General features: G+C 35.1%; 13 protein-coding genes and 2 pseudogenes. 8 read left to right on the forward strand and 7 right to left on the reverse strand.

All coding sequences use genetic code 11. The features are described from left to right. The first annotated feature begins 69 nt into the window (after nucleotides 1–69). Nucleotides 70–1,344: an APC family permease gene (locus tag OPR39_RS06145; protein WP_265039363.1), complete on the forward strand. Its 1,275-nt coding sequence runs from the start codon at nucleotides 70–72 to the stop codon at nucleotides 1,342–1,344. A gap of 213 nt (nucleotides 1,345–1,557) precedes the next feature. Here the strand turns inward: OPR39_RS06145 and OPR39_RS07500 are convergent. After that, nucleotides 1,558–2,502, reverse strand: a pseudogene (locus OPR39_RS07500) (IS110 family transposase). Between the two features lie 320 nt (nucleotides 2,503–2,822). Beyond that, nucleotides 2,823–3,275, reverse strand: a complete 453-nt coding sequence (locus tag OPR39_RS06160; protein WP_265039364.1) for a hypothetical protein — start codon at nucleotides 3,273–3,275, stop codon at nucleotides 2,823–2,825. A gap of 140 nt (nucleotides 3,276–3,415) precedes the next feature. Between OPR39_RS06160 and OPR39_RS06165 the strand changes: the two genes are divergently transcribed. Then, the gene (locus OPR39_RS06165; RefSeq protein WP_010962945.1) at nucleotides 3,416–4,450 is read left to right on the forward strand and encodes an aspartate-semialdehyde dehydrogenase; all 1,035 of its coding nucleotides are present in this window, start codon (nucleotides 3,416–3,418) and stop codon (nucleotides 4,448–4,450) included. Between the two features lie 815 nt (nucleotides 4,451–5,265). Here the strand turns inward: OPR39_RS06165 and OPR39_RS06170 are convergent. Next, the gene (locus tag OPR39_RS06170; protein ID WP_012673308.1) at nucleotides 5,266–5,760 is read right to left on the reverse strand and encodes a Smr/MutS family protein; all 495 of its coding nucleotides are present in this window, start codon (nucleotides 5,758–5,760) and stop codon (nucleotides 5,266–5,268) included. 92 nt (nucleotides 5,761–5,852) lie between these two features. Between OPR39_RS06170 and rlmB the strand changes: the two genes are divergently transcribed. The 3 genes from rlmB (at nucleotide 5,853) to OPR39_RS06185 (ending at nucleotide 7,956) form a co-directional block, all read left to right on the forward strand. Continuing rightward, a complete protein-coding gene (rlmB, locus tag OPR39_RS06175) occupies nucleotides 5,853–6,617 on the forward strand; it encodes a 23S rRNA (guanosine(2251)-2'-O)-methyltransferase RlmB (protein WP_265039365.1) in 765 nt (254 codons plus the stop codon). 79 nt (nucleotides 6,618–6,696) lie between these two features. Next, nucleotides 6,697–7,419 carry a Bax inhibitor-1/YccA family protein gene (locus OPR39_RS06180; RefSeq protein WP_015589287.1) on the forward strand — a complete coding sequence of 241 codons (723 nt, stop codon included), beginning with the start codon at nucleotides 6,697–6,699 and terminating at the stop codon, nucleotides 7,417–7,419. After that, nucleotides 7,420–7,956 carry a cytochrome c oxidase assembly protein gene (locus OPR39_RS06185; RefSeq protein WP_015589286.1) on the forward strand — a complete coding sequence of 179 codons (537 nt, stop codon included), beginning with the start codon at nucleotides 7,420–7,422 and terminating at the stop codon, nucleotides 7,954–7,956. A 253-nt stretch (nucleotides 7,957–8,209) separates the two neighbouring features. Here the strand turns inward: OPR39_RS06185 and OPR39_RS06190 are convergent, their stop codons facing one another. The 3 genes from OPR39_RS06190 to OPR39_RS06200 are packed head-to-tail and all read right to left on the reverse strand — an operon-like array spanning nucleotide 8,210 to nucleotide 8,909. Next, nucleotides 8,210–8,362: a hypothetical protein gene (locus OPR39_RS06190; RefSeq protein WP_237357333.1), complete on the reverse strand. Its 153-nt coding sequence runs from the start codon at nucleotides 8,360–8,362 to the stop codon at nucleotides 8,210–8,212. Continuing rightward, on the reverse strand, nucleotides 8,347–8,700 hold the full coding sequence (locus tag OPR39_RS06195; RefSeq protein ID WP_265039368.1) for a hypothetical protein: 354 nt from the start codon (nucleotides 8,698–8,700) through the stop codon (nucleotides 8,347–8,349). Before OPR39_RS06195 ends, OPR39_RS06190 begins: the two co-directional genes overlap by 16 nt. Continuing rightward, complete coding sequence (locus tag OPR39_RS06200; RefSeq protein WP_265039371.1) at nucleotides 8,697–8,909, reverse strand: hypothetical protein; 213 nt, start codon at nucleotides 8,907–8,909, stop codon at nucleotides 8,697–8,699. Before OPR39_RS06200 ends, OPR39_RS06195 begins: the two co-directional genes overlap by 4 nt. 115 nt (nucleotides 8,910–9,024) lie before the next feature. Between OPR39_RS06200 and OPR39_RS06205 the strand changes: the two genes are divergently transcribed. After that, nucleotides 9,025–10,002, forward strand: coding sequence for a quinone oxidoreductase family protein (locus OPR39_RS06205; protein ID WP_015589284.1), 978 nt, complete (start codon nucleotides 9,025–9,027; stop codon nucleotides 10,000–10,002). A gap of 348 nt (nucleotides 10,003–10,350) precedes the next feature. On the opposite strand, the pseudogene OPR39_RS07505 reads toward OPR39_RS06205, so the two are convergent. After that, nucleotides 10,351–11,291, reverse strand: a pseudogene (locus tag OPR39_RS07505) (IS5 family transposase). A gap of 223 nt (nucleotides 11,292–11,514) precedes the next feature. On the opposite strand from OPR39_RS07505, the gene mraY reads away from it, so the two are divergent. Further along, nucleotides 11,515–12,495 (forward strand): phospho-N-acetylmuramoyl-pentapeptide-transferase, encoded by a 981-nt coding sequence (gene mraY, locus OPR39_RS06225; protein ID WP_007548592.1) that lies wholly within the window; start codon nucleotides 11,515–11,517, stop codon nucleotides 12,493–12,495. 6 nt (nucleotides 12,496–12,501) lie between these two features. Beyond that, nucleotides 12,502–13,098: a ribonuclease HII gene (locus tag OPR39_RS06230; protein WP_015589381.1), complete on the forward strand. Its 597-nt coding sequence runs from the start codon at nucleotides 12,502–12,504 to the stop codon at nucleotides 13,096–13,098. Nucleotides 13,099–13,100 lie beyond the last annotated feature (2 nt).

Consider the following 13,100-nt stretch of genomic DNA (forward strand, 5'->3'; position numbering starts at 1 on the left):
TATGTTAAAAGATCAATTGAAATTTCTGAGTTTAGGGTATATTGTTAATCTATTTAGATAAGAATTATTGTGTCAAATAAAATAGGTTTTTGGGCTATTTTTGCCTTAGTGATTAGCAGCCAAATTGGCTCTGGAATTTTTATGCTTCCAATTAGCCTTGCTCCATATGGCATGTATAGCCTTATAAGCTGGATAATATCAGGGCTTGGTGCTATATCTCTTGCTTTAGTTTTTGCCTCACTCTGCGCAAAATTTCCGGAAACGGGTGGCCCTCACGTCTATGTAAAGCATGCTTTTGGCCCTGCTGCAGCTTTTTTTGTTGGTTGGACGTATTGGGTGATCTCATGGGTTAGCACAACAGCCGTAATAGTTGTGGGTGTTGGTTATCTTACACCATTTTTCCATGAAGATATTCAAAACGTACATCTGTTTTTAGAGATGTTATTACTTACAATTATTACACTAATAAATTTTAGAGGAGTAGCTACTGCTGGACGTGTTGAGTTTTTATTGACGGTGATAAAAATTTCTGTATTGCTTGTAATACCTATAGCAGCATTGTTTTTTTTTGATAGAAATAACTTCATCATAAGTGAAGAAATATCAAATCTTACAACATCGCAGATTCTTGCACGTTCTACACTTATTACTCTATGGGGTTTTATTGGAGTTGAATTGGCAACAGCACCTGCAGGGTCAGTTGATAATCCAGCTAGAACAATACCAAGAGCTGTGGTACTTGGAACAATCTCTGTTGCTGTTGCGTATTTTATCAACAATCTTGCAATTATGGGATTAATAAATGGCAATGATTTAGCAAGTTCAAGAGCACCATATGTTGACGCAATAAAAATTATGGCCTCTGGCAATTGGCACTTGATTATTTCTATAACTGCGTTCATTTTTTGTGTTGGTACTTTAAACGCTTGGGTACTAGCTAGTGGACAAGTGGCCCTTGGCCTTGCAAAAGATAAACTGATGCCACAGTTTTTTGCTCAAAGAAACAAGCACGGTTCTCCTTTCTGGGGCATAACAATCAGCTCCGTTGGCACTTCAGTTCTACTAATCCTCACTTCAAGCAACAATTTTGCTAAGCAGATCACATCAATTATCGACTTTTCTGTAGTTTCATTTTTATTTGTTTACCTTGCATGCAGTCTTGCTTTTCTCAAAGTTATTGTGCAAGAAAAGAGTTGTTACAAATTTTTAATTGGCAGTATAGCAACAACCTTTTGCTGCTGGGTAATATTTGAAACTTCTGTGAATACCTTGCTGATCGCAAGCTTATTCACTGCAAGTGGCGTACCTCTTTATTTATTTTGGTATCGCAGAGTTTCTGTATAGCAAATGTTATGTATCTGTTCAGCAGAGTGGCAAAATAAGGTAGACGAGAAAAGACAACTATAGGAAGAAATGGGTGTCATGCCAGTGCGTGACACTGGCATCCAGTTCTTTCGCGCAGTTCCATCAAAAACGTTGTAAAGGATTAATCGCTTTCGTGTTTACCAACTTAGTGCCCAATCTGGATCCCAGATACTGTCTCTGCTGTCAAACAAATTATCCAACAAAATTACAATTAAATGGTTGATTCTTTTTAAGAATACCAAAAAAGACATGCATTAATTTTCGCATTAACGCAAGAACTATGACTTTTGGACATTTGCCTTTACTTGCTAGACGCTGACAAAACTTTTGAAAATGATTATTATGGTTTTTGACTACTATAGCTGGCATATAAAGAGCTTTTCGAATACGCTCAGATCCTATTTTGCATATGCAACTTCTCTTACTTACTGACGATCCCGATTGATAATGTCCTGGCAGCAAAAGCTGTAAATTGTTTAGCATTGTCAAAGTTATCAACTGATGGCATTTCTGCGACAACAGCAACAGCAGTAAGATATCCTATACCTTTTATAGTCTTAAGGTTTTCCACCATATTTTTTAGATGTGGATAGTTATTTATATGCTCATTAATTTCTTTTTCGAGAACAATAATTTGCTCCTCTATTGCCAAAATTACTTTAGATATAGCTTCTTTGCAACTGGAATGCATATTTTTGTTTTCCAAGCGATTTGTCTGTTGCACCTTATCATCTTTTAGCGATTGCATGCAACGCCCTCAAATGCCTCATTTCAGGTGCAATGGGCTTCCAAAGAGCAGGTTTGTTGGCGATACAAAATCTAGCTATCATAGCTGCATCTGATTTATCTGTCTTATTTCTGAGCAGCTCACTTTTGCCAAAAGCTTTCTGGGTTTACTATACTGACATTATGTCCTAAATCGTGCATAAAAGTAGCCAAATCTTCTCCATACCAACTAGTTGCTTCAAGACATAAATGAGTAAGATTTGCTCCATGGCCATTGCACCAAACTACAAGTTTTGCAAAACCATCTTGATTATTTTGAAAGACTTTGTGTCGTTTTTTACTGTCCACTAACAAACAAACATCAAATTTCTTTTTTGAAATATCCACACCCAAAATAGCATTTACTTGCATAAAATTGCCTCCAAGACTATAAATAAACTGAGAGTTTAGACTAACCTTGTAATACGGGATATAATTCCAAAAGATACTGTTCAGTCTTTAACTCTATGGGAGGGAAGCAAAATCTGGCTTAATGGCATTAGTGTCGCATCAGCTTCACCCTCCCTGTGAGGTATTTTAGCTCTAATGCCTCACATCATAAAGATACAAGTGTCACGCACTGGGATGACGAGAAAGGAGCACTGGAATTTTTGTTTCAATATTTGTACATGAGCCATGCATCTGAACAGATACAATGTTATAACTAGAGATAATTTTTAAATGATTGATATTTATGAACTACGACTTTTCTTGTTGTCCACTTGTTCAACATTACCCTTCTCAAGTTTACTATCTACTTCTTTTGTGTGTTCATCATCTATACTAGTTTCATCTTTTATCTTACTAGGGTAATCTTCCTGCGATTTTTTATATGCTTCCATGTTGTCATATATAGGGTTACTGATGATTTCTATTTTTTCAGGTGTGAAAATCCTTGCTAAAAATCTCCTTATTATTGGTATTGACCTTAAGAGATCTCTTAGCTTTGAAGATTCTTGTCTTTTGTTTAGAGACTGTTGGTCTATTTTAGAGGTTTTTACACCATACTTTTTATCATCAAAATTTATTGTAGGCTTTCTTTTATTTGAAAGAACACTTTGGGCCCTTGATCCATTGGTTCCTTCAGGCCCTTGAGGTGTAGACATTGCAGGTTTAACCTTAGTTTCATCGTATTCCTTACTCATCTTTCATTTCATTATGTAATATTACTAATATTGCATAATAATAGCTAAATTACAATTAATTGCAAGGTAAAAATATTAAAACAATTGTAAATTTTGTCAGTAAAAATATAATAGAACTTTAAAATTAGAGGTTCATCTATATGAGATACAAAATTGCTGTTATTGGAGCAACCGGAAGAGTAGGGCGTGAGGTATTAAGCACGCTTGCTGAATTTCAAGATGAGGCGATAGATTGCGTTATTGCACTTGCATCGAAAAAATCAGAAGGGAAGAAGGTGAGCTTTGGTGACAAAGAGTTAACAGTTTTATGCCTTGAGGATTATGACTTCGTTGGAACTAATGTAGCCATTTTCTGTGCTGGATCTCATGTTTCTGAAGAGTATGTACCAATTGCAACACAGGCTGGATGCATCGTGATAGATAACAGTTCCCATTTTAGAATGAAAGAGGGTGTGCCACTCATTATTCCAGAGATTAATAAAGAAAAAATTATGGAATATAAAAACCACAACATAATATCCAATCCAAACTGTACTACAATACAGATGCTGCTAGTACTACATCTATTACACCAAAAAGCAAAAATAAAGAGAATCGTTGCTTCAACTTATCAATCAACTTCTGGTGCAGGCAAAGCAGCAATGGATGAGCTCTATGACCAGACAAAAAAAATCTTTATGAACGAAGCTAAAAAACCCAAGATATTCTCTAAGCAAATAGCATTCAATTGCATTCCCCATGTAGGAGAATTCATGGAAAATGGTTCTACAGAAGAGGAATGGAAAATGCAAGAGGAGACAAAAAAAATTTTAGAGGAAGATATAAAAGTTACTGCAACTTGTGTAAGGGTACCCGTCTTTATCGGTCACGCTATGGCAGTAAATGTGGAATTTGATCAACATATCACTGAAGAACAAGCTCGTGAAGTGCTAAGTGAAGCCGAAGATAGTGGAGTTTTAGTGTACAACAGGCGTGAAGATAGTGAATACATAACTCAAATTGATGTTGTACAGGAGAATGCTGTATATGTATCGCGTATTAGAAGAGACAATACTGTTGAGCACGGATTAAATATGTGGATAGTGGCTGACAACCTGCGCAAAGGCGCAGCATTAAATATAGTGCAGATTCTTGAGATTTTGATAAGAGAGCATTTGTCAATCAAGTGCATATAGAGCGCACGTACGTTGTAATTCGAAGGAAATTGTATATCACATGGCAGCGCGTGACGCTGGAATGGCTTTGTTGCATCGCTACTTATGAAAGGCTAACTATAGTTAGGATTATAAGCAACTTATTGAAAATCTTGTTTTTTTTTGCAATCAATCTGATCAAATTTAAGAATAGTAATTTGTTATTTATATTAATAAATTTAATTCTATTGAAAATAGCTAAAGCATTGAAATTCTTGAATTTTAGCCGGATTGGTAAATGGTAGTGAAATTTCTTTTACTCAAATTTAGGTATTCACTGACCGTTCTTGTTATAAATACCAGAATAATAAGCTACTGATATTCTCCACCTTTTTTTATCTTTAATCCATTATAGCTAGCGATGCAACAAAGCCCACTGGAATCCAGTGTCAAGCACTGGAATGACACCATTTGCTGTGCAGTTTACCTTCAAAAATGAATGTTCGTACAGCTATGGAATAAATCGCGGTATGACGGTTCGCAGCGGTATAGTAACTCGTCACCCCGCTACTTGTTAGCGGCTGAGATACCGCGGCGGTATGACGTAGAAGCTATACTTTTATACTCACCAACTCAGTATCCAATCTGGATCCAAGTAGTCAAGCTATTCGGATGACACCCTCATAAAGTGAAATGAGATCCCGCTAACACGTAGCGGGATGACGGGAAAAGAGGTACTGGGAGACATCCTTCCTGGTAGACCCAAATCACAATGTTCGCACAGTTGTGCGTCACGCGCTGCCGAACACTGTATGGTTATACAAGAAAAATTAAGGCTTAAAGGGAAACTTAAGCAGCTAATAGGACCTAAGCCTTCTTAATAAAACATAAAAAGCTCCTTTACCACCATGTTTTTTCGTAGCTTGCTGGTAGTATAGAACCATATGCTGGATTTTAGTATCATTTAACCACTTATTTAAGTTATTCTTTATAGTGTCTGTTTTATTTGTTGCACTGCCGTATCCCGTAATTACCAATAAACATCTATTCCCTGCTCGATAATTTTTGATAATAAAATCTATCAATTTACAGTAAGCATCCTCTATATTATAGCCATGCAAATCGAGCTTGTCGCTTATAAAATATTTACCCCTATCAACTTTTGATTTTGTGTTTTGGTCAAGACAAAATGATGAGTTACCATTATTGGTATTAAGAAAATTCCCTTGTAAGTCGGAGGTACCTTTATCAACCATAGACTTTATATTTACTTTATGATCAACTTTCAAAGTAACTTTTCCACATTTTATTGGCTTAACATTTTTTTGCCAATCCAACTCATCGTCCGACATAAACGCATTAATCGAATTGTATAATTTTACAACAATATTCAAACATAGTAAAATGTTGCTTATTCTATAAAAACCAGATTTTCGATAATACGATGAAATCGTCAAAAACTAATGAGAATTTTTGGCTGTATGGAAAGCACACCTGCATGTCAGCACTGAAGAATAAAAATAGGCGGTGTATAGAACTGTTAGTAACAGAAAATTTCTATAGAGAACACGAAAAAGAAATTAAGCAATGTGCAAATAGTAAGGCCATTAAAGTTCGATTAGTAGAAAACAAAATACTTAATGACGTTTTACCCAAAGGTGCTAATCATCAAGGGATTGCTTTAAAAGTTGCTCCTATCCTTCATAACTTAAGCATCGAAGAAGTAGCTGAAAGCTCAAACGACAGCTCTACTATAGTCATTTTAGATCAAGTCACTGACACGCACAATATTGGGTCAATTTTAAGAACTTCAGCTTGTTTTAATGTCAATGCATTGGTTTTACCACATAACCACTCACCGAGTGAAAATGCATCTATTGCAAAAGCAGCAAGTGGAGCTTTAGATATCGTTCCGCTAATATACGTTACAAATATAGTGAAAACTATGGAGTATTTAAAAAAGGTCGGCTACTGGTGTTACGGGTTTGATTGCAATGCTAAAGAAAATATAGATGAAATAAAGAGCTTTGAAAAAAAAAGAGTAATCATTTTTGGCTCTGAAGAGAAAGGGGTACGAAGACTAGTTAAAGAAAACTGTGATTATCTTTTAAAAATCCCAATATCAAACGTAATTGACAGCTTAAATGTTTCAAATGCAGCAGCAATAGGCCTATATTCTATTTATATTAAAACAAATGCCAGCGCATAGCTGTTTATAATAAAAACACTTGATAAAAATATGGTTTTATATTATAATGTGTTAAGTAATGGATAAAAGGAGTTATATTATGTCTTATATGAGAAATGAACAGGATATTCGCTCTCAAGGCGCTTATTATAGTGCTGGGCTTAGAAGTTACCTAACTAAAGTATATAATTACATGGCTTTAGCTTTGGGCGTCACAGGGCTTGTTGCATTCCTAACAGTGTTTTCTGGTCTTTTTCAGGTGATTCATTCTAATCCCGTCCTATCGCTTGTGGTAATGTTATCTCCAGTTGCATTGGTGTTCTACATGTCTTATAGAATTCAACACCTAAGTGCTCAGTCTGCCGTTACTATATTTTTCTCGTTCTCAGTGTTAATGGGGCTTTCCTTATCTTATATTTTTATAGTTTATACTGCAGAAAATATAGCAAGGGCGTTTTTCATTACATCAATCATGTTTGGCTCTATGGCTTTATATGGTAATACTACAAAAAGAGATCTTACAAGTATGGGCTCTTTCTTGATTATGGGAATCTGGGGGTTAATCATTGCGTCTATAGTAAATTTATTCCTTGGAAGTAGTCCTCTCTACTTTGCAATATCGTTTATATCAGTAATAGTATTTACCTTAATGACTGCGTATGATGCTCAAAGAATCAAGGACGTTTATTATAAACATAATGACGGATCAGAAGTTGCTACTACTAAATTGGCAATACTCGGTGCAACTAATCTTTATTTTGACTTTATTAATATATTTCTCAATCTACTCAGGTTACTTAACTTGTTCAACAATAGGGATTAGATGTTTTCCTTTTTAAGGAAAGGCAGTAAGAATTCTATAGTTTTCTTTCTAATATCTCTAGTTGTATTGATGTTATGTCTTGCATATGCATCGGTGCCTCTATATAGCATTTTTTGTAAAGCTACTGGGTATGGTGGCACAATAAGAAAAGTAACTAACACAACAACAAATATAACTAACCAAAAGATCAGGGTCCATTTCAATGCTGATATAATGTCCGATCTACCTTGGGAGTTTAAATCAGAAACTAACTACGTTGACGTAAACATAGGAGAACAAAGTTTAGCGTTTTATTACGCAAAAAATCTATCTGATCAGCCTTCATTTGGTATGGCGGTGTATAATGTTACGCCTTTCAAAGCAGGTAAGTATTTCAATAAAGTTGCATGCTTTTGTTTTGAAGAGCAAATGTTGCTAGCAAAACAAAAAGCAGCTATGCCCGTATCTTTCTATATAGATCCTGAGATAATGCTTGATAGTAATACGAAAGATTTGAGCGAAATAACACTATCATACACGTTTTTTAAGCTTAAGTAATAAACTTTTTCCTATTGTCACCCAAGCAGCGTGAGCTATAGCTAAACTGACTTAGATTTACCGACAATTTGAAAAACTGTCATTCCGCTACCCGTTAGCGGGATCTATGCTTTGAGATACCGCGGCGGTATGACGTAATCCGATAAGGTAAACCTCGTCATCCCGCTACTTGTTAGCGGGATCTCCGCGGCGGTATGACGTGTTAGCTATAGAAGGAGTGCGTTGTTATTCAAATAATGATTATGCAACAGATCTATTGAATTGAGCAGGAGTTCTTATTTGCTTTTTGCGCACCGACTACTTGTGTCTCAGTGCTTGGTGTTATCAATTCCCATCCTTCATTCTTTGCTTCACAAGCATTCCAATATTGAGCCAATTCCTTATTATTTTTTACAGAATCTGGCATTTTTTCATGAGGTTTTTTTCCAATGTATGCTTAATTAGAATCTTACAGCAATCTTTGCATTCAATTGACTTCTCTGCATCATATAATTCAGTAACACAATCTAAAGCGGTATTTCCACCGTAGTGTTCATGTGGGCTATCACTTACCCCCGCTTCTATGAGAGCCTTTAACACGTCTGGAGAACGAGTCAAAGCGCAGGCATGTAAATATCCTTTTTCATTTTGCACGTTAGTACCTGCTTTTATTAAAACTTGCGCTAGATTTGGTAAAGCGTGAGGTTTGTTATTAATAGCAATAGAAAAAAGACTATCTACTGGAAAGCCATCATAGTCTTTCAAATCAAATTTGTGATTAATATCAAAACCTTTTTTTCCCAAGAAGCATATAAATATTCATAATAGTTTTCTTTGCTTGAAGTTCGCATTCCACTTTCTAGCCTTTCTTTTATTTTTTTTATTATATTACTAGTATCTAAACCGTTATCTTTATCCACTTTGTACAACACATTATACAAAACACTATAAAGCAAATTTTCTCTATCCATCATAATTTATACCTTAAAACTATTAATATGCACTTATATAGTATATAAACTCTAAATAACATTTTGCAAAATATTAATTGTTAGATAACATAATCAAAGTTTTTATCTTACATTCATCATGGTTAGAGCTATACAAATTAAAAAAACTGGGGGACCAGAAGTATTAGAATTTGTAGATAAGAATATAGGTGAGCCAAAAGGCGAGGAAGTCTTAGTGCGTCACACAACTATCGGCTTAAATCGTTATGATTTAGAGCACAGAAAAGGTACGCGCAAAATTAAAAATTTACCATCAGTGCTTGGGGTAGAAGCAGTGGGAGTTATTGAAAAGCTTGGTAAAAAAATCAGTGATGGGTTGAAGGTCGGAGATAGAGTTGGATATTGCACAGCTCCTCCAGGGGCATATTGTGAAAAGCGCATTATACACCAGAAATATCTGATAAAAATCCCAGATGACATATCTGATGAAGTTGCTGCTGCAGTGCTGTTTAAAGGTATGACAGCTCACTATTTAGTTAATCAATCTTATAAAATCAGGCCTGGTGCTTTTGTGCTAGTTCATGGAGCTAATGGTGGCTTAGGGCAAATAATATGTCAATGGGCGAAGGATAAAAAAGGTGTAGTGATAGGTTCTGTAAGCTCTGATGAAAAAATGAAGATAGCTTTACAAAGTGGCTGCACATACGCAATAAACTACAATGATAAAGACTTCGTTTCTAAAATTATGGAGATTACGCAAAACAGAGGAGTAGGTGCAGTATATGACCCCATAGGTTACGCTACAAGCAAGCTCTCTTTTGAATCTTTAGGCAGGTTCGGCATATACGTTTCCTATGGGCAGATATCAGGTAACGCTCCTATTAGTTTTTCTTTACTTAGTTCACGCTCGTTATTTGCAACTGGAACCTTAATATATCATTATAAGCATGATAGATTCACATTAGTGCTTACCACAATGGAAATCTTCGAGATGATAAGAAAAAAACTTTTAACTGTACGGATCAATAAAAAATATAAATTTGATGAAATAATTCAAGCCCATCGCGATATGGAAAACAGAAAAGCAAGTGGGTTAAATATTATCAAAATCTCTTAAATAAACTAGTAATTTAAACTAACCATTCATTAAATCATATCAACTAGAACTTCACATATTTAATTCTCCTTTTGAGGGAATTAAAAGCATATAGCTAAACTGACTTAGGCTTACCGACAACCGTCATCCCGCTACGTGTTAGCGGAATCTATACCGCGAATAGACTTCTTGCATAACCCAAATTAAGTAGAAAAAGGTATCATCCGAGTAGCTGACACTGGTTCCTTTATGACGGTAGTAGCCCCCCTTCTCCTGTCATTCCAGTACCCTCTTCTTGTCATCCAAGTAGCATGACACTGGGATGGCTTTGTTGCATCACACTTTATGAGATGGTGATTTATGGTAAATTCATGTAACTATCTCAAATTTAGCCATACCAATATCAGTGAATTTATTAAGCAAATAGCATTTGATTGGCAGTTCTTTTTCTCGATTTATCTCAGATTTATTCCTAAAACTAAATCCGAATATTTGCTTTAATCTTGAGAAAAACCCTTCAATATAAGATCTTTTCCCATAATTTACTTCTTTTTTCCATTCTTTCATGCCATCTTCACCGTATAATTTTATTAACCTAATAGCAGCATTCCTGTCAGACATATAATCTATTTCTGGATGTTCTGCCGCATTGTTTATTGGTGGAATTTTTGTCTTTATATCATATTCGTTACACAACTTATAAAACTTGTGCCTATCACATGCTCTATCTGCATATAGTGCTTTTATGGCATGCTGAAAATCGACTTCTTTTAGCAAATCACAAGCTCCATAGTGATCAGCCGTTACTGTATTTTACAGCTATGGCTTTTTTGCTGTTTGTATTCAACATTACATGCAATTTTCTTGTCTGTTCATAGCTGCGATACTTTCTATCTTCGCTATTTTCTTTGCTATGACCAGGAGTGTTGTTGTATATACTAATTCCTGTACTGTCTATAGCAATTTCGATGTCTTCCATATTATTTTCTGCAATCATTTATCTTAATATTAAGTTTCTTAAACCTTCTTGATGCTTGTGAATAGCTGATAACTGCCAAATCTCTTCCTATTTGTTGCAAATACCCTTTTATAAACCCGACTGTTTGTCTTAAACCAATTCTAAAGAAACTGACGATTATATGCACCAAAATCACAACTTTATCACTATAAATATAGTTGCCGCCCTGCATTTTTGGACAATTCTCGTACCAATTTTCTATGGCGTCATTGATATAACAAAAAATGCTTCCTCTTTCTTGGAGAAATTTGTTATATTCATGGCAGTTACTGACTCTCATTTTTTGTGGCATATTTTTTCTTCAACAGTTAAATGGCTATTTATAATGAATTTTGTCAGTAACTGCCAGTTCTTTTCACTTGAGCGATGCAACAAAGCCATCCCAGACTGGGATGACACCCTACTGATGGGCCCAAATCACAATGTTCGTACAGTTGTGGGTCAGGCTATAGGATGACAGAAATTGACTTTATTAGCTATAGGTGGTATGACACTCAGTCAATTTAAGTAAGCAGATGATCTTAGCTACAAAAGTATTTTTTACCTCATTTGTTTTTGGGTTTATTCTTTTTCCCTATTTTATAAAGCTTCTAAAAAAAATAAGCAAAGATGGGCAACCAATTAGATCATGTGGACCAGAAAGTCATTTAATAACAAAAAAGAATGTACCACCTATGGGCGGAATAATAATACTGACTTCTTCTTTATTACCAATTTTACTCTGGGTTCAGTTAACACCAGAAATTTTGCTGCTGATATTGATAACTCTATTTTTTGCTCTACTTGGATTTATTGATGATTATTTAAAATTGAAGACAAATCACTATCGAGGTTTAAGTGCAAAAACCAAAATACTTATTCAGTTTATTGTTGCTCTGGTTGGTGTGTTTATACTTAAGCTATACTCTGCTGAATGTTTTACAAAAACGTCCCTATTTAAAGGAGTAATAATAGATTTTGGCTATCTATATGTTCCGTTTGCTGCGTTTGTAATTGTCGGCTCTTCTAATGCTGTGAATCTCACAGATGGTTTGGATGGCCTTGCTGCAACTCAAGTCATCACTTCCTTTGCTTTTTTGGGGCTAATTGCATATATAACTCAAGCAGATATGAATATTACTTTATTCTGCATTGCATTTATAGGAGCTATTCTAAGTTTCTTGTGGTTTAACACACATCCAGCAAAAATATTTATGGGTGATGTTGGTAGCTTGTCGGTAGGCGCAGCCTTAGGGTTAACTAGTGTCCTAATTAAAAGAGAAATGCTTTTTGCCGTTATTGGAATAATTTTTGTAATAGAGACTCTATCTGTTATTATTCAGATATCATATTTTAAATATACAAAGTTTAAATATGGAGAAGGAAAAAGAGTTTTCCTTATGGCACCAATGCATCATCACTTTGAAAAGAAGGGATGGTCAGAAAATGTAATCGTTATGAAATTTTGGATAATTTCTATTATCTGTTCAGTTTTTACTATAACTTTCTTATTATAAAAACCTATGAAATACCCAGACTTTACATTAGAAAATAAATTATCAGGAGTGATAGCAGGAGTGGATGAAGTTGGAAGAGGTCCGCTAGCTGGTCCAGTAATATCCGCAGCCGTAGTGTTTATTGATAGAAATACAATTATTGATGGAATCAACGACTCGAAAAAGTTGACTCCTCAATGTAGGCAAGTCCTATATGAAAAAATAATATCCGTTGCAAAATTTGGTATAGGAATGGCAAGCGTAGAAGAAATAAATTCATACAATATCTTGCAAGCAACAAAACTTTCAATGAAACGTGCGTTGATAGACTTGGACCTAGAATTAGATTATGTGCTAGTTGATGGTAATCAACCACCTGAAGTGAAATGGCAAGTGAAATCCATAGTAAATGGTGATAATTTGAGTACATCAATTGCAGCAGCTTCAATCGTTGCAAAAGTTACGAGAGATCGGCTTATGCAAGAATTGCACAATAAGCATCCTGAATATAATTGGTATAAAAATAAAGGATATGGGACAAAAGAGCACCTTAACGCTATTGGCCTTTATGGAATTACAGAACATCATAGAAAAAATTTTGCACCCATATCTCGGGCATTATAGCC

It is taken from the genome of Wolbachia endosymbiont (group A) of Yponomeuta plumbellus, from assembly GCF_947251575.1.
Taxonomy (GTDB): Bacteria; Pseudomonadota; Alphaproteobacteria; order Rickettsiales; family Anaplasmataceae; genus Wolbachia; species Wolbachia pipientis.